The organism is Flavobacterium supellecticarium, assembly GCF_004801375.1.
In the GTDB taxonomy this organism is placed as follows: Bacteria; Bacteroidota; Bacteroidia; order Flavobacteriales; family Flavobacteriaceae; genus Flavobacterium; species Flavobacterium supellecticarium.
Window position 1 is genome coordinate 224,839 of record NZ_SSNZ01000002.1, and the last position, 20,301, is coordinate 245,139.

Consider the following 20,301-nt stretch of genomic DNA (forward strand, 5'->3'; position numbering starts at 1 on the left):
AGTGCAAAACTACAACGAATATTTGGATTGACAAGACTTTTTTTAAAAAAAATAAAAATTTCATTCTTATTCGCCTGATATGCCTACCTTTGTAGGCTAAAATTTTTACTATGGCACACAAAGCAGGTTTTGTTAACATCATCGGGAATCCCAATGTCGGTAAATCGACATTGATGAATGCCTTTGTTGGCGAACGCCTTTCTATTATAACTTCCAAAGCACAAACCACCCGTCACCGTATTCTGGGAATTGTAAACGGAGACGATTTTCAAATCCTGTTTTCCGATACACCGGGAATCATCAAACCGGCGTATGAATTACAGTCGTCGATGATGGATTTTGTAAAATCCGCTTTCGAAGATGCCGACGTACTGGTATATATGGTCGAAATAGGAGAGAAGGAATTAAAAGACGAAGCGTTTTTTAACAAGATCATCCACGCCAAAATCCCGGTATTGTTGTTGTTAAACAAAATCGACAAATCCAACCAGGAACAACTGGAAGAACAGGTAAACCTTTGGAAAGAAAAAGTGCCGAATGCCGAAATTTATCCGATTTCAGCCCTTGAAAATTTTAACGTAAGTACCGTATTCGACAGAATTATCGAATTATTACCGGAATCGCCGGCCTATTATCCGAAAGATGCGTTAACCGATAAGCCGGAACGTTTCTTTGTAAACGAAACCATTCGTGAAAAAATTCTGTTGCATTACGAAAAAGAAATTCCGTATTCCGTAGAAATCGAAACGGAAGAATTTAAAGAAGACGATGATATCATCCGAATCCGGGCCGTAATCATGGTAGAACGCGATACGCAAAAAGGAATCATCATCGGACATAAAGGTGCTGCGATCAAAAAAGTTGGAATCGAAGCCCGACATGACCTTGAGAAATTCTTTGGAAAGAAAATCCATATCGAAATGTTCGTAAAAGTGAACAAAGACTGGAGAAACAGCAGTTACCAGTTACGTCGTTTCGGATACAACAATAAATAAAAATACCAAAATAGAAAACAGTGTTGTAGTTAGGATAAGGCCGCTACAATTAAAATAATGTACTTTTGCAAAAAATAAAGAAAGATGAATAATATCGTAGCCATAGTAGGAAGGCCCAATGTTGGAAAATCCACTTTTTTTAACCGATTGATTCAGCGTCGTGATGCCATAGTCGATTCGGTAAGTGGTGTTACCCGCGACCGTAACTACGGAAAAAGTGAATGGAATGGAAAAGAGTTCTCGGTGATCGACACCGGAGGATATATTAAAGGTTCCGACGATATTTTTGAAGGCGAAATCCGCCGTCAGGTAGAATTGGCTATCGATGAAGCCGACGCGATCATTTTTATGGTCGATGTGGAAGAAGGCATCACCCCGATGGACGATGAAGTGGCAAAACTGTTGCGTAAAGTGACCAAACCCGTTTTGCTTGCCGTAAACAAAGTAGACAATGCCATGCGTGAAAAAGACGCATTCGAATTTTATAACCTTGGACTGGGCGAATACTATACCATTGCCGGAATGAACGGAAGTGGAACCGGTGAATTACTGGACGCTTTAGTCGAATTATTACCGGAACTTCCGGATGCAGTGGAAGAAGAAAATCCGCTACCGCGTTTTGCCGTGGTGGGACGACCAAATGCCGGGAAATCATCGTTTATCAATGCGCTGATCGGGGAAGACCGTTTTGTGGTAACCGATATCGCCGGAACAACCCGTGATGCAATCGATACCAAATACAACCGTTTCGGATTTGAATTTAACTTAGTCGATACGGCCGGAATCCGTAGAAAAGCCAAGGTAAAGGAAGATTTGGAGTTCTATTCTGTGATGCGTTCCATTCGTGCGATTGAGCACAGTGATGTTTGTATCCTGATGATCGATGCTACCCGTGGTTTTGAAGGACAGGATCAGAGTATTTTCTGGTTGGCCGAAAAGAACCGAAAAGGAATCGTGATCCTGGTAAATAAATGGGATTTGGTCGAAAAAGATACCATGTCGACGCGTGACTATGAAGCCCGAATCCGTCAGGAGATTGCACCGTTTACCGATGTGCCGATCCTGTTTGTATCTGCATTGACCAAGCAACGACTTTTAAAAGCTCTGGAAACCGCTGTTGAGGTTTATGAAAATCGTAAGCAACGTATTGCGACTTCAAAATTCAACGAGTTGATGTTGCCTATTATCGAGCATACGCCACCACCGGCTTTAAAAGGGAAATACATTAAAATTAAATACTGTATGCAGTTGCCGACACCAACGCCTCAGTTTGTGTTTTTTGCCAATTTACCACAGTATGTTAAAGATCCGTATAAACGTTTTATCGAAAACAAATTACGGGAGAATTATAACTTTTCAGGGGTTCCGATTGATATTTATTTCAGACAGAAATAGTTTGTTAAAGTTTCTGTAAGAACTTCTGTTTTTATATACGAAATGATTTCTTTTGCGGTTATTATGTTTACATATTAACCGCAATTTTTTTATACGAATGCAAAAAATCACCTTACTTTTTGCGCTTTTGTTGATAAGTTGCCTGTCTTTTGCTCAGAATAATATAGTGTTAAAAGGAAAGGTAATAGACAAAAACTCAGGATTACCAGCCGAGTCGGTTACCGTTTATCTTTCGGTTGTAAAAGATTCTACACTTATCGACTATACGATTACCAACAAAGCGGGCAATTTTGAATTTAGCGTTAAAAAAAGCACTCAGCCGGTTTTTCTAAAGATATCGATGATCGGTTATGAGGATTATAAACAGGAACTCGATGGGATTGCCGCATCCCGGGATTTTGGAACCATAGCCATTGTCGAATCGTCTAAAGTATTGGATGAAGTGATTGTAAAAACCGAAGCGCCGCCCATTCGGATTAAAAAAGATACTTTAGAATTTAATGCCGCCTCGTTTAAAGTGCGACCGGATTCCAATGTCGAAACATTATTAAAACAATTACCGGGTGTTGAAGTCGATAACGGCAAAGTAACGGTCAATGGAAAGGAAGTTAACCAGATATTGGTAAACGGCAAACCGTTTTTCGATAAAGATGGTAAGATTGCTTTACAGAGTTTGCCATCCGAAATCATCAATAAAATACAGGTAACCGATACCAAAACGAAAAAAGAAGAGTTCTCCGGACAAAAAGCCAGTTCAAATAATGCTACAATAAACCTGACGATAGATGAAGATAAAAACAAAGGATTTTTTGGAAGGTTTACCGGAGGATATGGAACTGACAGCCGCTACGAAAGCAGTGCGTTGATCAATTATTTTAAAGGAAACCGTAAAATCAGTTTTTTAGGATCATCAAATAATATCAATTCGGCCGGATTTTCAATGAATGAAATTTTCGACAATATGAGCGGCGGACGAAATACTTCGGTGAATATTGGTGGAGATGGCAGTTTTGGAGTGAACGGAATGAATTTTGGCGGTGGAAAGGGAATTACCCAATCCAATATGGCGGGGTTAAATTATGCCGATCAGTTTTTCAAAGGATTTGACGTAAGCGGTAATTATTTTTATACCGATGCCACGTCAAAAAATGACAATAAAAGCCGGTATCAGAACTTTCTTCCGGATCGGACAATTATAACCGAATCAGTCGGAAACACGCGTGAAGATAAGTATATGCATAATGGAAGTCTCATTATTGAATATAAGATCGATTCGACGACAACTGTTTATGTTTCGCCACGATTTTCCAAAGGCAACACCAAATACAAAAGTCAGTCGGAAGAGGCGACGATGAACGAAAACAATCGTGTTTTGAACGATAGTGACAGTAATTTGTATAATGAAAGTGACAGTCAGAATTTTTCAAATTCCATTAGTTTTAATAAACAATTTGGGAAAAAAGGAAGAAGTCTTGGGGTTGACCTCGATAATTCCAATTCCAAAGATATCGGTAGCAACCTAAATCAGTCAAAAACCCGTTTTTATGATGACAACGGAGCTTTGCTTCGAACCGATAACCGGGATCAGATTCGGTATAACCGGAACTTTAACGATCGTGTGGAGATCGACCTGGAATATCTGGAACCGGTAATGGATTCCGTACGTTTAAAGCTGGCAGTGGATTATAGCAGGAATAAAGTATTGGATACTAAAACGGCCTATAACTTTGATACGACTACGGAAGATTATACGATACAAAACGATACGCTTTCCAATTTCCTTCGATCCATAACGACTACGATAAGTCCGAAAGCCGGAATCAATATTGAAAAAAATAAATTCTTCCTGAGCAGTTATTTCGGGACCAATATTACCCGTTTGGATAACGAATCGTATTACCTGTATCGAAATACCAAATTGATACGGGATTATATACTGCCCTCGGCTTCGCTATATATGAGCTACAAACTGTCGAAAGCCAAATCGTTTTCGATGAACTATTCGTATCGGGTTTCATTCCCGTCGGCCGTTCAGATGTTACCGGTAGATGACCCGTCAAATGCGTTGGTAAGTTATATTGGAAATCCGGATTTAGATCCAACCAAAAGCCATTCAGCCGGAGTTTATCTTCGAAATTATAATTATGCTACCCGATCGGGTTATAGCTTTTCGGTTACCGGTCAGTATTACGACAGCCAGATTATAGCGTCAACCATTTATGATGAAAGCGCGAAACGTTATACAACTTATCAGAATATATCCGGAGGATTTAGTCTCACAGGAGGCGGAAACTGGAGCAAAAGCCATGTCATTGATATGCATAAACTCCGAATTGGCGTTTCGCCGAGTCTAAGCCTTACAAAAGACAAAGGTTATACTAACGGAGAACTGTTTGATGCGTTGAACTACCGTTTTCGTACCCGATTTAATTTAAACTGGGATTATGGCGAACTATTGACGGTGTCGCCATCGTACACGTATTCGTATAACGTGACAAATTATACCAATTACACCGTTAATTCGGCATCCAACTACACGCATCTGTTCAATCTGCAAACCACAAGTTACTGGCCTAAAGGATTGGTAATCGGAAATGATTTTGGATATACGTACAACTCGGCTATTTCCGACGGTTTTAAAAAGGATTTTTACCTGTGGAATACCAGTGTGGGCTATAATTTCTTTAATGAAAGAATGTTATTTAAAGTTAAAGTTTACGATTTGCTAAACCAAAATCAAAGTGCCATCCGAACAATTGGAGCCACCAGTATCCGGGATGAGGAGAATACGGTATTAAAGCGTTATGCTATGTTTTCGCTGACCTATAAGATTGAAAAATTTGCCGGAAAAGAGAAAAAAAGCAGAGGGAGAAGACCGGGTGTCTTTTAAGACAAAAAAAGAAGCTCAGAAAACGGCTTCTTTTTTCTGTTAGTCCCGAAGTATATTTGCAAAAAAATTGAAAAAGAAAGATGAAATATTTTTATGCCGGAATTGTGCTCTCCACCTTATTTGGATGTGAGCCCGAACGAAAGAACTACGATCTCAGGATGTTGCCGCGGGAATGGGTACGGCTCACCAAAACAGCAAAAGGTCTGGTAGTCTATAATACCTGTGATTCCGGGAATTTATTGCTAACGATTACACATACCGGTGAAAATTCGGAAATCTTCCTTCACGGTCAGCAGGAAGATCAGGAATATCAGGTTTTAAACACCTACCAGTCGGGCGATACGATAGTGGCGGTAACAAAATGGAAAAACGGGAAAGACCTACAGGATTTTAAATTTCTGCCGGCCGAAAAGGAAAAACATTTGGGCCGTTGGATTACGACATTTCCAAGTGGAATGACATCGGATAACATATTTGTAACCACCGAAAAACAAAATCATTATCCCAAAGTCGACCAACCCTGTCGGGAATGTTGGGGTGATGAATGTGATTAACAATTTCAAACCTGACAGGTCTCAAAGACCTGTCAGGTTTAGAAATAAAAAGGGCTGTTTCACTTTTGGAACAGCCCTGACTTTTTAAAATTCATTTTCCTTCGAATATTCTAAATATTCATAGAAATAGCCGCTTTCGAGTATAAAAAAATAAGCATGATTTTTATACCCCATTTCCGCTTCTAATGTCTTAGATAAAGTGTTGTTTACTTTTTGCAGTGCTTTTACTGCAGTTTCCTGTCGCATCATTACTTCTTTGAATGCACTTTCATTTTTGCCTGTTTCCATAATTCGTATTTTAAGGAAATTAATACCCGGACGGGGTAGGTTTCCTAATGCATACGAAAGCATTTTGAGTTGTTTCCAATACTCATACCGTACCACCCGGGCTAAACTTTTTAAGTTATGACTTCGTATTTCTAGGAATCATAAATATACAATTTTGATAGGTTTGTTTTAAGTTAATATGTTGATATGTAGTGGTTTTTGATTAAATATAAATCAGACCATTTTAATAAAAAGATATGCAATAAAATTACTTTTTAAAGCAGAAAAAGAAAAGGAAAGAATAAAGATAATATATAATTCGCAGTATGATTTTTAAGAAAAAATAAAAAGCCGGAACTAGTCCGGCTTTGTCTTATATTGTACAGTATGTTACCAACTTCCTCCGGCGCCACCACCGCTAAATCCGCCGCCGCCAAAGCCGCCACCGAATCCACCGCCGCCAAAACCGCCACCGGAACTTCCGCCTCCAAAACCACCTCCGCCACCACGGCCAAGGCTGCTAAGGATGATCATGTCTAGTAAATCCGGTCCGCCGCCACCGCCAATGCCGCCTTTACCGCCACCACCGGACTTACGTCCTCGTGCCAATACGATAATCAGGATGATGACAATAACGATGAAAATAAAGATTCCGGCTAAACCATCATCGGATTTGTCGCTTTTGCGGGTACCTTTGTATTTCCCTTTTAGGACATCTACAATTACATCGGTACCTTTGTCGAGACCGTTATAATAGCTGCCGGCCTTAAATTGCGGGATAATTACTTCCCGTACGATTTCACCCGTGATACCAGCCGTAAGGCGATCTTCCACACCATAACCCGGAGCAATCCAGATACGACGTTCGCTTTGCGCCAACAGTATAAAAATACCGTTGTCTTCTTTGGCTTGTCCGATACCCCATTGATGTGCCCATTTTGGGGTTAATATTCCGATGTCTTCGCCTTTTAATGACTCGATGGTAGCGACTACAATCTGCGTTGAGGTCGAATCGGAATAACGAACCAGTTTTTCTTCCAGGCTTTGTTTTTCCTGCGGACTTAAAAGGTTGGCATAATCGTAAACGCTCGTCTGGAATTTTGGTTTTTCCGGTATGGTAAACTGTGCCGAAACCGGTTGCAGCAGTAAAAAGAATACCGGCAACAACAGGCTTTTAATAAATTTAGCAATACAATGTGTCATTTATCCTTTGGATATTTCGTTCGATAATTCGTTGGTATCGTCACTTTCAAAAGGAAAATACTGTTTTAAACGTTCGCCGGCTTTGATAATACCATCCACCAGGCCGTCTTTATAACGTCTGTTTTTGAAGTGTGCAATCACGATGTCTTTGGTACAATCCCAAAAATCGTCTTCCACCACCTGATGAATGCCTTTATCGCCAATAATGGCAAACGTATGGTCGGAAACCCCTATATAAAACAAAACGCCATTTCGGGCTTTGGTTTTGTCCATACCAAGGGAATAAAAAACCTCCTGCGCTCTTTCGACCGGAGGTTTTTCGCTATGATCTTCCAGATGGACTCTGATTTCTCCCGAAGTATTCTGTTCGGCAATCTGAATCGCGTTGACGATTGCACGTTCTTCTTCCGGAGTCAGGAAATTTTCAGTAGCCGACATCTTTTTTTAGAATTTTACTTCAACCGGTTTTTCAGCACCTTCTACAGCATTGAAATACGATTTCTCTTTAAAACCGAACATTCCGGCAAAAATGCTGTTCGGGAACGTTTTAATATGACCGTTGTAGTCTTTAACCGATTCGTTAAAACGCGTTCTGGCGGTTAGAATCTGATTTTCGGTACTGGCCAGTTCGTCTTGAAGTTTTACGAAATTCTGATTCGCTTTTAAATCCGGATATTGCTCAACGGTAACTAATAAACGGGATAAAGCCGAAGAAACACCGCTTTGCGCTTTGTTGAATTCTGCCAATTGTTCCGGAGTGATATTCGAAGGATCAATAGTGGTTTTTGTAGCTTCCGAACGGGCTTTTACTACTGCTTCCAGTGTGCTTTTTTCGAAATCGGCCGCACCTTTAACGGTGTTAACCAAATTACCGATAAGGTCATTTCGTCGTTGATAAGAGGTTTGTACGTTACCCCATGCTTCCTGTGAAGCCTGATCTTTTATTACTGCTGTATTGTTGATGCCTTTAGCCCAAAAATAGACTACAATAATCAGGAATACAATAATTCCGGGAACTAACCATTTTTTCATAATTACTTTTTTTAGATTGTTTTTGTACTATTAGTCGTATATTGATTTGATCCGTTACAGACCGATATTCTTAAAGGAATGTTATAATTCGTTTTTCATATTTAAAAGCTGCATTTTGATAGCTTCTAATTTACGAATGATTTCGAATTTATCCAGTGTTTTTTTCTGCGCTTCCTTTAAATGGATTTTAGCTCCTTCGAGTGTAAAGCCCCGTTCTTTAACCAAATGGTAAATCAACTGTAGGTTTTTTACATCTTCCGGAGTAAACATCCGATTTCCCTTTGCATTTTTTTTCGGTTTCAGAATGTCGAATTCCTTATCCCAAAAACGGATCAGGGAAGCATTTACGTTGAATGCCTTGGCGAGTTCGCCAATACTGTAGTATCTCTTTTCTGGTAAGTCTAAATGCATTAGTCGAGCGATTGGTTTTCTTGGTTAGCTAATTGTGATATTAAAATATATTCTTTGGCCGAAATCGAGCCGTAATAGAAATTCAGCGGATTCACTACCGCTCCGTTTTTATGTACTTCATAATGCAGGTGAGGTGCTTCCGAACGTCCGGTACTGCCCACATATCCGATGATGTCACCTCTTTTAACGCGTTGCCCCGGTCGGACATTGTATTTGCTCAAATGGGCATATAAGGTTTCATAACCATAGCCGTGCGTAATTTCGATATGATTTCCATATCCCGAAAGCGAATTGTCGGCTCTGCGCACCACTCCGTCGCCGGTAGCAAAAATCGGAGTTCCGGTTTTGGCCGAAAAATCCATTCCGGCATGGAACTTCCGCACTTTGGTAAACGGATCACTCCGGTATCCGAAACCGGATGCCATGTGTTTTAAATCTTCATTTTTTACCGGTTGGATAGCCGGAATGGCCGAAAGAAGTTTTTCTTTGTCTTTGGCCAGTTTTAATATTTCGTCGAGCGAACGTGACTGAATCACCAATTGTTTGGTGATCACATCCACGCGACGGGTTGTATTCATAACCAAATCCGAATTGTTATAACCTTCCAAGGCTTTGTAGCGGTTGATTCCACCAAAACCGGCGCGACGTTGTTCATCGGGAATCGGTGAGCTGTTAAAATATACCCGGTACAGGTTGTTGTCACGCTCTTCCAGATCGCTTAACACATCGTCCAACTGATCCATCTTTCGGTTCAGAATGGCATAATTGATTTTTAAATTCTCGATTTCACGGGCTTGTAATTTATCTTTAGGCGTTTCGAAAAAAGGGGTGTTAATCAGTACGACAAAACACAAAAAACCGAATAAAGCCGATGCGACTAAAAACAAACTGATATATCCCACACGACGCCCTTTTTTGGGTTTGATTTTTTGATAGGCTAATTTTTCAGAATCGTAATAATATTTTACCTTCGACATTTTCTAAAATATACTATTTTTGCACCTTATAAAAAGTTAAACGGCAACCTTTTGTAAGGTTAGACGAACAAATTTAATAAATGTTTCTGTAAAATACTTTCCCGAAGCAACATTTAGCTTGTTTCTTGTGAGTTACGTAACGATATGTTAAGTGTAAGTTGATGATAACAGGAAGTATAGGTCGGAAGCTTTATTTAATTTTAAGAAGAATTTAATACAATACGGGCGAAGTCAATTCGCGTCAAATAATGCAATATATGAAATCACAAGACGTCAGAAAACAGTTTCTCGACTTTTTTCAAAGCAAGGGTCACTTGATAGTACCTTCGGCTCCGATCGTTTTAAAAGACGATCCTACTTTGATGTTCAACAATTCCGGAATGGCTCAGTTTAAAGAGTTTTTTCTGGGGAATGGAACACCGAAAAGCGCCCGTATAGCCGATACTCAGAAATGTCTTCGCGTATCCGGGAAGCACAACGACCTGGAAGAAGTAGGAATTGATACCTATCACCACACGATGTTCGAAATGTTAGGAAACTGGAGTTTCGGCGATTATTTTAAAAAAGAAGCGATCAATTGGGCCTGGGAATTATTAACCGAGGTGTATAAGATCGATAAAGATATTTTATATGTAACGGTTTTCGAAGGTAGCAAAGAGGAAAATGTTCCTTTTGACCAGGAAGCCTACGACATCTGGAAAACTCTTATTTCGGAAGACCGAATCCTGTTGGGAAACAAAAAGGATAACTTCTGGGAAATGGGTGACCAGGGGCCATGCGGACCGTGTTCGGAGATTCACGTGGATATCCGTTCGGCGGAAGAAAAAGCAAAAGTGCCAGGGAAAGATTTGGTAAACGCCGATCATCCGCAGGTAGTGGAAATCTGGAACAACGTATTTATGGAATTTAACCGTAAAGCCGATGGATCACTGGAAAAATTACCGGCGCAACACGTCGATACCGGAATGGGATTTGAGCGTTTGTGTATGGTTTTGCAAAACGTAAAGTCGAATTATGATACCGATGTGTTTTCACCGCTGATTGAAAAAGTAGAAAGCCTTACCGGAGCAAAATACACGATTAAAGCTAAAGACGAAGACGAAGAAAAAATAAACATTGCCATCCGTGTTATCGTGGATCACGTACGTGCGGTAGCCTTTGCTATTGCCGACGGACAATTACCGTCCAATACCGGAGCAGGTTATGTAATCCGTCGTATTTTACGTCGTGCAATCCGTTATGCGTTTACCTTCCTAAATAAAAAAGAACCGTTTATTTACGAACTGGTACAGGTGTTGAGTGATCAAATGGGTGCATTCTTCCCGGAAATCACGGCTCAGAAAACATTGGTGATGAACGTGATCAAAGAAGAAGAGGCGTCTTTCCTTAAAAAATTAGAGCAAGGATTACATCTGTTGGAAAACGTAATCGCCGAAACTAAGGGGATTGTTATTTCCGGAGAAAAAGTATTCGAGTTATACGATACATTCGGTTTTCCGAAAGATTTAACCGAGTTGATCTTACGGGAAAGAGGTTATAATTATGATGAAGCCGGTTTTGAAGCGGCGATGAAAAAACAAAAAGACCGTTCGCGTGAGGCTTCCGAAGTTTCGACAGATGACTGGACGATTTTGGTTGATGGAAATGTTGAAACCTTTGTAGGCTATGATCAAACGGAAAATGAGGTCAAAATCACCCGTTTCAGAAAAGTAGATAGTAAAAAAGACGGAAAATTATATCAGATTGTTCTGGATAACACGCCTTTCTATCCGGAAGGTGGTGGACAGGTTGGTGATAAAGGTGTTTTGGTATCGGCAAACGAAACCATTGAAATTATCGACACCAAAAAAGAAAGCAACCTGATTTTGCATTTTGTAAAAAAATTACCGGAAAATGTAAACGGAACCTTTGATGCAAAAGTAAATAAAGAATTGCGCAATCAGTCGGCTAATAGCCACTCGGCGACGCACTTATTGCACCAGGCTTTGCGTTCAATTTTAGGAACGCATGTGGAGCAAAAAGGATCGTTGGTTGCTCCAAATTACCTTCGTTTTGACTTTTCGCATTTCGCAAAAGTGACCGACGAAGAGTTAAAACAGGTTGAAGATTTCGTAAATGCGCGAATCCGCGAACAATTGCCCTTAATCGAAAGAAGAAGCATCCCGTTTGCACAAGCGATCGAAGAAGGTGCGATGGCATTATTCGGTGAAAAATACGGTGATAACGTACGTGCAATTAAATTTGGTGAAAGTATGGAGCTTTGTGGAGGAATCCACGTGCCGAATACAGCCGATATCTGGTACTTTAAAATCACGAGCGAAGGTGGTGTTGCAGCGGGAATCCGTCGTATAGAAGCAATCACAAACGAGGCGGTAAAAGACTTTTTTGCGTCGCAGGAAAACACCTTAAAAGAGATCAAAGAAACCCTGAAAAATCCACAGGATGCTATTAAAGCGGTTGTTTCGTTACAGGATGAAAATGCGAAACTGAAAAAACAGTTGGAAGCATTATTAAAAGAAAAAGCGAAAAACCTAAAAGGAGAATTAGTCGGAGAACTTCAGGAAATCAATGGTGTTCAATTCTTAGCGAAACAAGTGGATTTAGATCCAAACGGAGCGAAAGATTTGGCGTATGAATTAGGAAACTTAGGAACTAATTTATTCCTTTTATTGGCAACTGCTGAGGAAGGAAAACCAATGTTAACCTGTTATATTTCGAAAGAATTGGTAGCCGAAAAAGGACTTAACGCCGGACAAGTAGTACGCGAACTTGGAAAATATATCCAAGGTGGTGGAGGTGGACAACCTTTCTTTGCAACGGCAGGAGGGAAGAACCCTGGCGGAATTAAAGAAGCGTTAGAAAAAGCCGTTGATTTCGTAAAATAGATTTTAGATCACTAAAGATAAAAAAGACCCGAAGCATGCTTCGGGTTTTTTGTTTGCCGTAAAATGGCCTAATATCCTTAAGTTTGTAAAAACAAATGTAACCATGCAATTCAGAACCCCAATACTTATTTTAAAGAGCAATAATCCGATCGATTATACATCGCAGGTAGTGTCTTTGGGTTCGTGTTTTGCGGTCAATATGAGTGAGAAACTGGATTATTTCCGGTTTCGGAATTATTGTAATCCGTTTGGCATACTGTTTCATCCGCTGGCGATCGAAAAAGCTATTGGTTTCGCCTTACAGGAAAAACAATTTACCGAAGAGGATATCTTTTTTTATAACGAACAATGGCATTCTTTTGACGTTCATTCGGATCTGAATGCGACCAAACCGGAGGAATTACTAAAAAACCTGAATCAGACCACATCCGAAACCCGAAACCAACTTACCGATGCAACACACGTTTTGATTACTTTAGGGACGGCCTGGGCGTATCGAAAAACGGAAGACGATAAATTGGTTGCTAATTGCCATAAAGTCCCGCAAAAGCAGTTTAAAAAAGAATTATTGCCGGTTGCTGTTATTCAGGAAAGTTTGGAAAGGATGATTGGCGGTATTTCGCAATTAAATCCAAAAGTGCAGTTTGTTTTTACCGTTTCGCCGGTGCGGCATAGTAAAGATGGTTTTGTAGAAAACCAATGGAGTAAAGCCAATCTGATCACGGCTGTTCATCAGGTGATTTCGGAAACGCCAAATGCGGTTTATTTTCCAGGTTATGAAATCATGATGGACGAATTACGGGATTATCGTTTTTATGCCGAAGACATGCTACACCCGAATGGAATTGCGATCGACTATATCTGGCAGCGTTTTACGGAAACCTGGATCGCAGAAACGGTCTGGCCGGTTATGAAGGAAGTTGATAGTATCCAAAAAGGACTGGCGCATCGTTCGTTTAATCCCGATTCGGAACAGCATCTCCGCTTTATGGAAAACCTAAAAATAAAGATTGCTAAATTAGCAGTAGAATATCCTAATATCCAGTTGTAATATGCCACGAAAAACTTCAGAAGAAACACAGATCAAAAACATGTTAGTGCCCGTAGTTCAGGCGTTGGCGCGTTCCGGGAAAATTATGTATTTGCTGATTTTTATCATCATCGGATTTGTAATCTATAAATGGGTGACTTCTGACAAGAATACCACTTCGACCGAATACAATACCAATTTGATTCAGCAGCAGATTAAAAATGTTGGAAAGCTGATTGTAACAGAAGGGCATTATGCCCAGGTGATGACCTATAAAGACCAACAGAAATACTTAATGAACTTGTTGACGTTCGAAAAGAAAGCTTTGATCGTGATCAATGCCGATGTGACGGTGGCTTACGATTTACGTCAGGTAAAGTATGATATCGATGAAAAGAATAAAACCATTACGATAGTCAGTATTCCGAAAGAAGAAATCAAGATTAGCCCGGATATTCAGTTTTATGATGTAGATCAAAGCCGGATGAATCCGTTTACCGGAGACGATTACAATAAAATCAGTAAAAAAGTAAAAGAGGATCTGGCACGTAAAATGGAAACATCGACCTTAAAATCGAATGCCAAAAACCGATTAATCAGTGAATTGTCTAAAATTTTAATCCTGACGAATTCTTTAGGGTGGAAATTACAATACGAAAACCAGGTGTTGGAAAATGAACAGCAGTTGGGAGAACAAGTGAAATTATAAAATAATTGTGCCGATAAAAAACAACCCTGTCAGATTCTGACAGGGTTGTTTCTTTATAGATAAAATGTAATTACAATTTGCTTTCCAGGCTATTCCAGCCACCACCGTTGATCACTTCGATATTGTTTTGTTTTAATACTGTTGCAGCTTGTGCACTTCGCATTCCGGAACGGCAACAGGTAATCACCGGTTTGTTCCATTTTTTGATGGTGGTGATTTCGCTTGCGATCCGTTGTAATGGAATATTCCGGGAATTTGGAATATGTCCGCCGGCAAATTCTTCCGGTGTTCGTACATCAAGAATAATAGCACCTTTGGCTACAAATTCCTGTATCATTTCATTTTTATTGCCGAATCCTAATAAATCTAAAAGTCCCATAACTTTAATTTTTAGCAAAGGTACGGGACTTTCAGGTATAGGGTTGTAACAATTGTTACGGATTTAATTTACGCTTTCGTTTTCGAAAATAAGTTCGAGACCGTTGCTGATCAAATGAGCCACTTCCGGACGCGTTGTTTTTAATTGTTCCAAATGGGCTAAGACTTTACTTTCCAAAGCGTGGTCATTGTTTTTATGTGCCAGTTCGGCAATTTCAACAGACAATAACCAATCTTTCGGATGTTCGTTTTGCAGGGTTTCGAAAATGGCATCCGGGTTTCCGGTGGTTTTTCCTTCGCGGATGTCGCGGATATTTTGGTATAACGCTTCCAGTTTTAAACGTTCCGTTGTTTTTTGCGCTTTAATGGTTTGCGATGATGGCACATGTGTAATCAAATCGAAGCTTCTAACATCGGCCGGACCTGAAAAAGCGGAAGTGATTTTCTTACCGACAGCCATATCATAAATACCCCATTCCGGTTGGAATAATACGGTGTCGTTATGTGTTACCGTACAGTTTTTAAAGCTGATGGTGATGATTTTTCCCTGTAAGTTTCGGGAACCGGTAATGATTTCTCCGGAAACTTTGATATTTCCTTCAAATTCCAGTGTAACAACCTGTCCTTCAAATATGGCATAGGCGCTCAAATCCCTTGGACTCATATCTTCGATAGCCAGATTGATGCCTTTTAATTTTCCGACCGGACTTCCGAAACCTTCGGCATGGTATTCGGTACCATGACCAACCAGTTCTTTTTCGCGGTAGGATAAGGCTGTTTTTCCGGTTGTCTGAATATAAACCGGTTTGCCTTCGTGTTCGATTACATTGGTAAAAACACCTGACACCTGAATACCGGTACTCAATTCAATAGTTCCTAAGGCTTTGGAATGGATTAATTTCTGAATTCCGGATAATCCGCCGGTACGCAATGCCATTTTATTGGCAAACTCTTCCAGTACGAGGTTGAGGTGTGCAAAATCAGGCGTTACATACAATTGCGGTTGCGGTTTGGTGATGTCAAAACTTTGATTCGCCGCACTGATATCATATGGGATTTTGGTTACATTATCGGTCATACACCAGGTACTTTCTCCAATGGAGGATAAAAGTCCGGCACCATAGATTTTCGGATTGTCTACGGTTCCGATCAAACCGTATTCCACGGTCCACCAGTGTAAGTTTCGGATTTGTGCCATTTCGGACAATTCGCCCATATCGTTTTGTAATTCGTCGACACGCTTTTCAGCAGCTTCGATTTCGTTTTGCGGTGTACCTTCGGCTTCTTTCAGAATCGAAAGCAAACGAATCGCTTCATACATTTCGTAATCCCGTGCCGATGAAATGGCCTTACAACCGATTTCACCAAAACGACGCAGGTATTCGGCATATTCCGGATTGGCAATAATAGGGGCGTGGCCGGCTCCTTCGTGAATAATATCGGGAGCAGGTGTATATTCGATATGTTCCAGCTGACGGATATCGGACGCAATAACAAGTACGTTATACGCCTGAAATTCCATAAAAGCATTGGGTGGGATAAAACCGTCTACGGCAACAGCAGCCCAACCGATTTCTTTTAGGATACGGTTCATACCATACATATTCGGGATACTTTCGATAGAAATTCCCGTCTGGCGAAGACCATCCAGATACGAGCTGTGGGCTACTTTTCCGAGGTAATCCACATTTTTACGCATCACATAGCGCCAAACGGCCTGATTAATCGGAGTATACTCGTCATAATCCTGCGGTTTGATAAATTGCTTCAGATGCTTGGGTAAGCGCTCAATTAAGGGATTGGTTTCAAACGATGGATTCATGATTAAAAATTGTTGCTGTTTGGTGTAAAATTACGAAATCTTTAGGGAGTTAGCAATTGGAATTTCAATCATGGAATTATATTGTGTTATTTTTAATGTATTCTATTTTATAGTGAAACATAGCTGCCATTTTTGCAGCCCTTTCTTTGGCTTCTTCGGCAATGGGTCCGACAAAAAGGGAATCGACCGTAGCGGTAAATAGGGTAAGCCAACGGTTAAAATGTGTGGCATCTACGGGTAAAAGTGCATGTGGTGGGAAAGGTCGGCCGGAATAGGTATGGTTATCCAGTAAAATACTTTCCCAGAACCGGTACATTTTAGCCAGATGTTCCGGCCAGCGATTCTGTATTTTACTATTAAAAACCGGTCCGATATAATCGTCCTGCTGTACTTTTCCGTAGAAAGTATTCACCAGTGCTTGTATATCCTCAAAAGTGCTGATATCGTTCATAGTTATAAAAAAGCCTACACAACAGGGTAGGCTTTATAGTTTTATAGTGAATTACATTATTTTTTTTGCGGTGGAAACTGCATCAGAATTTTAGAAACAAATTCGTTAATGCGCTCTTCTTTTCTTTCACGGTCTCTGGTTAAAACACCGGTTCCAATACCTTGCCAGATCAATTCTTTTTTACGGGCATCGATCAGGTCGATATAAAGCGTTCCTTCTGTAGTGGTACTAACAGTACTGTAGGAAGGACCCCATCCCCAGCCATAGCCCCATCCGCCGTAACCCCAACCATAGCCGGCATTAAACTGGCTTACGTTGACCTGTTCGCTGGATTTGGTGAAAATATTAACCAACATATCCGGATTGTCACTTTTTGTAAAGCCTTTGGCAGTCATCTGATCGTCAATGGCGCGAAGAATACGTCGTTTGTCTAAATCGGAGATCTCGACTTTATCGATTCCATCTTTATGAAAGGCATAGGTTTTATACTGACTAAAGTCGGTTCTGTTGTCAAAATCGGATGCTACTCTAACGGAGCTACAAGAGCTGATGACCAAGAGCAGTAGTATCGGAAGGTATTTTATTGCTTTCATAATGTAATTAGGTTTTATGATTAACTAAAATAATGATTCATCAACAAAATTCGGGAGGGTTACTTTTAGTAATGGCTGCGATTCCATGGCCCTTTTAATGGCAAAAACTGCGCCTTCGTTTCGCGCCCAGCTTCTTCTGGCAATCCCGTTGTTAACATCCCAGAAAAGCATTGATTCTAAGCGTTTTGATGCTTCTTTAGTACCGTCAAGAACCATGCCAAATCCACCGTTAATTACTTCGCCCCATCCAACGCCACCACCATTGTGAATGGATACCCAGGTTGCTCCCCGGAAACTGTCACCGATTACGTTATGAATCGCCATATCGGCTGTAAAACGGGAACCGTCATAGATGTTAGATGTTTCACGATAAGGGGAATCAGTACCGGATACATCGTGGTGATCGCGTCCTAAAACCACATATCCGATTTCGCCACGGGCAATCGCCTGATTAAAAGCCTCGGCAATTTTGGTGCGTCCTTCGGCATCGGCATACAAAATACGCGCCTGCGAACCAACCACCAGTTTGTTTTCCTGCGCCCCTTTGATCCAACGGATGTTATCGGCCATTTGTTGTTGGATTTCAGTAGGAGCAGTTTGCATCATTTCTTCTAAAACCTGACAAGCGATGGCATCAGTTTTAGCCAGATCGTCCGGATTTCCGGAAGTACAAACCCAACGGAACGGTCCGAAGCCATAGTCAAAGCACATGGGTCCCATGATGTCCTGAACATAGCTTGGATATCTGAAATCGATACCGTTTGGAGCCATTACATCGGCTCCGGCTCTGGAACTTTCCAAAAGAAAGGCATTTCCATAGTCGAAGAAATAGGTGCCTTTGGCGGTGTGTTTATTGATCGCTGCCGCATGTCGGCGTAAGGTCTCCTGTACTTTTTCTTTGAAAAGTGTCGGTTCGTTCGCCATCATGTCGTTGGCATCTTCAAAGGAAATCCCGGCAGGGTAGTAGCCACCCGCCCACGGATTGTGTAAGGAAGTCTGATCGGAACCTAAGTCGATATAAATATTTTCGTCGTAAAAACGCTCCCAAACGTCTACCACATTACCAAGGTAGGCAATAGAAACGACTTCTTTATTTTGCTGTGCTTTTCGAACACGTAGGATCAGTTCATCAATATTTTCGATCACTTCATTGATCCATCCCTGTGAGTGACGGATATGGGTAATTTTTGGATTTACTTCTGCACAAACGGTGATACATCCGGCGATATTACCGGCTTTAGGTTGCGCACCACTCATTCCGCCCAAACCGGAAGTTACAAAAACTTTACCGGCCAGATCTTCGCCTTTTTTAGCGATTTTTCGTCCGGCATTCAATACGGTAATCGTCGTTCCGTGAACAATTCCCTGTGGACCGATATACATATAACTACCGGCTGTCATCTGACCGTATTGCGTAACACCTAAGGCATTAAAACGTTCCCAATCGTCCGGTTTGGAATAATTCGGGATCATCATACCGTTGGTAACCACCACTCTCGGAGCCTCCGGGTGTGAAGGGAATAATCCCATCGGATGACCGGAATACATCACCAGCGTTTGTTCGTTGGTCATTTCAGCCAGGTATTTCATCGTTAAGCGGTACTGTGCCCAGTTGCTAAAAACCGCTCCGTTTCCACCATAGGTGATCAATTCGTGTGGATGTTGTGCCACGGCATAATCCAGGTTATTCTGGATCATTAGCATGATGGCTTTGGCCTGATCGGATTTACCCGGATATTCGGATAACGGTCGGGCATACATTTTATAATCCGGACGCAGGCGGTACATATAGATACGGCCATAGGTTTCCAACTCGTTCGAAAATTCTTTGATCAATTCGGCGTGATGTTGGGGTTCGAAATAACGCAGGGCATTTTTTAGTGCCAGTTTTTTCTCGTCGTCGGTTAATATTTCTTTACGCTTTGGCGCGTGGTTTATAGTGCTTTCGTACGGTTTTGGTTGTGGTAATACAGAAGGAATTCCTTCTAAAATCTGTTCTTGAAACGTCATGATTGTTGTGTGAATTTCGTGTATTATAAAATGATAAAAATGCGCAGGGAATTCCCGGCTATGGATAGCGGATATCCGACCTATGGTAGGATTTGTAAATTTTGATCTTATAGCGGACTAAAATGGCATCCATTTTTTATTTTTTTATCGTTCCGGTGTTTTTGTTGAATCCATACGGACAATGGCGGCATCCGTTTTTACAGCAATAGCCTCTTTTTAAATGATAGGCTTCTGTGAACACTTTATAGCCTTCCGGGGACAAATAATAGTCTTCTCCGGGGATTAATTTATTTTTAGTATTTTGGTTGTCCATACGGACAAATTTAGGAACTTTACCGTTAATGATCGTACTTGTATTAAAATATTTAACGCCAAAAGGGTTTCGGGGTATTACCGTTTTTCCTTTTGTGTTTGTTGTGAGGAAGGAGGATAAAAAGGACGTTGTATTTCTGAATCATGAAAAAATTCATATCCGGCAACAATTGGAACTTTTACTGCTTCCTTTTTTTATCTGGTACGGAATCGAATTTCTGATCCGATGGCGGCAGTATGGCAATCGGCATACGGCTTACCGGAATATCAGTTTTGAACGGGAAGCCTATGCGAACGAAGCCAATCCGGATTATCTGTCGAAACGACCATTTTGGTATTTTATAAAGTATCTGAAAAACAAATAACCCCGATGATCGATCATCGGGG

General features: G+C 40.8%; 20 protein-coding genes. 8 read left to right on the plus strand and 12 right to left on the minus strand.

Annotated elements, in window-relative coordinates:
- Nucleotides 1-110: 110 nt before the first annotated feature.
- From era to E6C50_RS05770, 4 genes are all read left to right on the plus strand, one after another.
- Entirely contained in the window at nucleotides 111-995 is an 885-nt protein-coding gene (gene era, locus E6C50_RS05755; RefSeq protein WP_136402259.1) for a GTPase Era, read from the plus strand.
- 84 nt (nucleotides 996-1,079) lie between these two features.
- Entirely contained in the window at nucleotides 1,080-2,390 is a 1,311-nt protein-coding gene (gene der / locus E6C50_RS05760) for a ribosome biogenesis GTPase Der (protein WP_136402260.1), read from the plus strand.
- Nucleotides 2,391-2,487: 97 nt separating this feature from the next.
- The gene (locus tag E6C50_RS05765; RefSeq protein ID WP_136402261.1) at nucleotides 2,488-5,280 is read left to right on the plus strand and encodes an outer membrane beta-barrel protein; all 2,793 of its coding nucleotides are present in this window, start codon (nucleotides 2,488-2,490) and stop codon (nucleotides 5,278-5,280) included.
- An 80-nt stretch (nucleotides 5,281-5,360) separates the two neighbouring features.
- Entirely contained in the window at nucleotides 5,361-5,834 is a 474-nt protein-coding gene (locus tag E6C50_RS05770) for a hypothetical protein (RefSeq protein ID WP_136402262.1), read from the plus strand.
- Between the two features lie 84 nt (nucleotides 5,835-5,918).
- On the opposite strand, the gene E6C50_RS05775 is transcribed toward E6C50_RS05770, so the two are convergent.
- The 6 genes from E6C50_RS05775 to E6C50_RS05800 all read right to left on the minus strand — a co-directional run bounded on the left by E6C50_RS05775 (nucleotide 5,919) and on the right by E6C50_RS05800 (nucleotide 9,724).
- Entirely contained in the window at nucleotides 5,919-6,122 is a 204-nt protein-coding gene (locus tag E6C50_RS05775) for a hypothetical protein (RefSeq protein WP_136402263.1), read from the minus strand.
- A 369-nt stretch (nucleotides 6,123-6,491) separates the two neighbouring features.
- Complete coding sequence (locus tag E6C50_RS05780) at nucleotides 6,492-7,304, minus strand: TPM domain-containing protein (RefSeq protein WP_136402264.1); 813 nt, start codon at nucleotides 7,302-7,304, stop codon at nucleotides 6,492-6,494.
- Nucleotides 7,305-7,742, minus strand: coding sequence for a TPM domain-containing protein (locus E6C50_RS05785; RefSeq protein WP_136402265.1), 438 nt, complete (start codon nucleotides 7,740-7,742; stop codon nucleotides 7,305-7,307). It abuts the gene before it with no gap.
- A 6-nt stretch (nucleotides 7,743-7,748) separates the two neighbouring features.
- Nucleotides 7,749-8,336 carry a LemA family protein gene (locus E6C50_RS05790; RefSeq protein WP_136402266.1) on the minus strand — a complete coding sequence of 196 codons (588 nt, stop codon included), beginning with the start codon at nucleotides 8,334-8,336 and terminating at the stop codon, nucleotides 7,749-7,751.
- 81 nt (nucleotides 8,337-8,417) lie between these two features.
- Complete coding sequence (locus E6C50_RS05795; RefSeq protein WP_136402267.1) at nucleotides 8,418-8,747, minus strand: MerR family transcriptional regulator; 330 nt, start codon at nucleotides 8,745-8,747, stop codon at nucleotides 8,418-8,420.
- Entirely contained in the window at nucleotides 8,747-9,724 is a 978-nt protein-coding gene (locus tag E6C50_RS05800; protein ID WP_136402268.1) for a M23 family metallopeptidase, read from the minus strand. Before E6C50_RS05800 ends, E6C50_RS05795 begins: the two co-directional genes overlap by 1 nt.
- A 257-nt stretch (nucleotides 9,725-9,981) precedes the next feature.
- On the opposite strand from E6C50_RS05800, the gene alaS reads away from it, so the two are divergent.
- The 3 genes from alaS to E6C50_RS05815 all read left to right on the plus strand — a co-directional run bounded on the left by alaS (nucleotide 9,982) and on the right by E6C50_RS05815 (nucleotide 14,348).
- On the plus strand, nucleotides 9,982-12,609 hold the full coding sequence (gene alaS, locus E6C50_RS05805) for an alanine--tRNA ligase (RefSeq protein WP_136402269.1): 2,628 nt from the start codon (nucleotides 9,982-9,984) through the stop codon (nucleotides 12,607-12,609).
- Nucleotides 12,610-12,712: 103 nt separating this feature from the next.
- Nucleotides 12,713-13,660: a GSCFA domain-containing protein gene (locus E6C50_RS05810; protein WP_136402270.1), complete on the plus strand. Its 948-nt coding sequence runs from the start codon at nucleotides 12,713-12,715 to the stop codon at nucleotides 13,658-13,660.
- 40 nt (nucleotides 13,661-13,700) lie between these two features.
- The gene (locus tag E6C50_RS05815; RefSeq protein WP_394346689.1) at nucleotides 13,701-14,348 is read left to right on the plus strand and encodes a DUF4230 domain-containing protein; all 648 of its coding nucleotides are present in this window, start codon (nucleotides 13,701-13,703) and stop codon (nucleotides 14,346-14,348) included.
- Between the two features lie 70 nt (nucleotides 14,349-14,418).
- Here the strand turns inward: E6C50_RS05815 and E6C50_RS05820 are convergent, their stop codons facing one another.
- The 6 genes from E6C50_RS05820 to E6C50_RS17610 form a co-directional block, all read right to left on the minus strand.
- Nucleotides 14,419-14,727, minus strand: coding sequence for a rhodanese-like domain-containing protein (locus E6C50_RS05820; RefSeq protein WP_136402271.1), 309 nt, complete (start codon nucleotides 14,725-14,727; stop codon nucleotides 14,419-14,421).
- 63 nt (nucleotides 14,728-14,790) lie between these two features.
- Nucleotides 14,791-16,548: an aromatic amino acid hydroxylase gene (locus tag E6C50_RS05825; protein WP_136402272.1), complete on the minus strand. Its 1,758-nt coding sequence runs from the start codon at nucleotides 16,546-16,548 to the stop codon at nucleotides 14,791-14,793.
- Nucleotides 16,549-16,624: 76 nt separating this feature from the next.
- On the minus strand, nucleotides 16,625-16,999 hold the full coding sequence (locus E6C50_RS05830) for a group III truncated hemoglobin (RefSeq protein WP_136402273.1): 375 nt from the start codon (nucleotides 16,997-16,999) through the stop codon (nucleotides 16,625-16,627).
- A gap of 56 nt (nucleotides 17,000-17,055) precedes the next feature.
- Nucleotides 17,056-17,592 carry a DUF4136 domain-containing protein gene (locus E6C50_RS05835; RefSeq protein WP_136402274.1) on the minus strand — a complete coding sequence of 179 codons (537 nt, stop codon included), beginning with the start codon at nucleotides 17,590-17,592 and terminating at the stop codon, nucleotides 17,056-17,058.
- 24 nt (nucleotides 17,593-17,616) lie between these two features.
- Nucleotides 17,617-19,602, minus strand: a complete 1,986-nt coding sequence (locus tag E6C50_RS05840) for a urocanate hydratase (RefSeq protein WP_136402275.1) — start codon at nucleotides 19,600-19,602, stop codon at nucleotides 17,617-17,619.
- 136 nt (nucleotides 19,603-19,738) lie between these two features.
- Nucleotides 19,739-19,915 (minus strand): DUF5522 domain-containing protein, encoded by a 177-nt coding sequence (locus E6C50_RS17610; protein ID WP_168732756.1) that lies wholly within the window; start codon nucleotides 19,913-19,915, stop codon nucleotides 19,739-19,741.
- A gap of 28 nt (nucleotides 19,916-19,943) precedes the next feature.
- Here E6C50_RS17610 and E6C50_RS05845 point away from each other — a divergent pair, with 28 nt between their 5' ends.
- Nucleotides 19,944-20,279: a hypothetical protein gene (locus tag E6C50_RS05845; protein ID WP_136402276.1), complete on the plus strand. Its 336-nt coding sequence runs from the start codon at nucleotides 19,944-19,946 to the stop codon at nucleotides 20,277-20,279.
- Nucleotides 20,280-20,301 lie beyond the last annotated feature (22 nt).

Bases quoted from the DNA above. Each gene is read 5' to 3' on its own strand.
- era (WP_136402259.1), top strand. From the start codon at position 111: ATGGCACACAAAGCAGGTTTTGTTAACATCATCGGGAATCCCAATGTC.
- der (WP_136402260.1), top strand. From the start codon at position 1,080: ATGAATAATATCGTAGCCATAGTAGGAAGGCCCAATGTTGGAAAATCC.
- E6C50_RS05765 (WP_136402261.1), top strand. From the start codon at position 2,488: ATGCAAAAAATCACCTTACTTTTTGCGCTTTTGTTGATAAGTTGCCTG.
- E6C50_RS05770 (WP_136402262.1), top strand. From the start codon at position 5,361: ATGAAATATTTTTATGCCGGAATTGTGCTCTCCACCTTATTTGGATGT.
- E6C50_RS05775 (WP_136402263.1), bottom strand. From the start codon at position 6,122: ATGGAAACAGGCAAAAATGAAAGTGCATTCAAAGAAGTAATGATGCGA.
- E6C50_RS05780 (WP_136402264.1), bottom strand. From the start codon at position 7,304: ATGACACATTGTATTGCTAAATTTATTAAAAGCCTGTTGTTGCCGGTA.
- E6C50_RS05785 (WP_136402265.1), bottom strand. From the start codon at position 7,742: ATGTCGGCTACTGAAAATTTCCTGACTCCGGAAGAAGAACGTGCAATC.
- E6C50_RS05790 (WP_136402266.1), bottom strand. From the start codon at position 8,336: ATGAAAAAATGGTTAGTTCCCGGAATTATTGTATTCCTGATTATTGTA.
- E6C50_RS05795 (WP_136402267.1), bottom strand. From the start codon at position 8,747: ATGCATTTAGACTTACCAGAAAAGAGATACTACAGTATTGGCGAACTC.
- E6C50_RS05800 (WP_136402268.1), bottom strand. From the start codon at position 9,724: ATGTCGAAGGTAAAATATTATTACGATTCTGAAAAATTAGCCTATCAA.
- alaS (WP_136402269.1), top strand. From the start codon at position 9,982: ATGAAATCACAAGACGTCAGAAAACAGTTTCTCGACTTTTTTCAAAGC.
- E6C50_RS05810 (WP_136402270.1), top strand. From the start codon at position 12,713: ATGCAATTCAGAACCCCAATACTTATTTTAAAGAGCAATAATCCGATC.
- E6C50_RS05815 (WP_394346689.1), top strand. From the start codon at position 13,701: ATGTTAGTGCCCGTAGTTCAGGCGTTGGCGCGTTCCGGGAAAATTATG.
- E6C50_RS05820 (WP_136402271.1), bottom strand. From the start codon at position 14,727: ATGGGACTTTTAGATTTATTAGGATTCGGCAATAAAAATGAAATGATA.
- E6C50_RS05825 (WP_136402272.1), bottom strand. From the start codon at position 16,548: ATGAATCCATCGTTTGAAACCAATCCCTTAATTGAGCGCTTACCCAAG.
- E6C50_RS05830 (WP_136402273.1), bottom strand. From the start codon at position 16,999: ATGAACGATATCAGCACTTTTGAGGATATACAAGCACTGGTGAATACT.
- E6C50_RS05835 (WP_136402274.1), bottom strand. From the start codon at position 17,592: ATGAAAGCAATAAAATACCTTCCGATACTACTGCTCTTGGTCATCAGC.
- E6C50_RS05840 (WP_136402275.1), bottom strand. From the start codon at position 19,602: ATGACGTTTCAAGAACAGATTTTAGAAGGAATTCCTTCTGTATTACCA.
- E6C50_RS17610 (WP_168732756.1), bottom strand. From the start codon at position 19,915: ATGGACAACCAAAATACTAAAAATAAATTAATCCCCGGAGAAGACTAT.
- E6C50_RS05845 (WP_136402276.1), top strand. From the start codon at position 19,944: ATGATCGTACTTGTATTAAAATATTTAACGCCAAAAGGGTTTCGGGGT.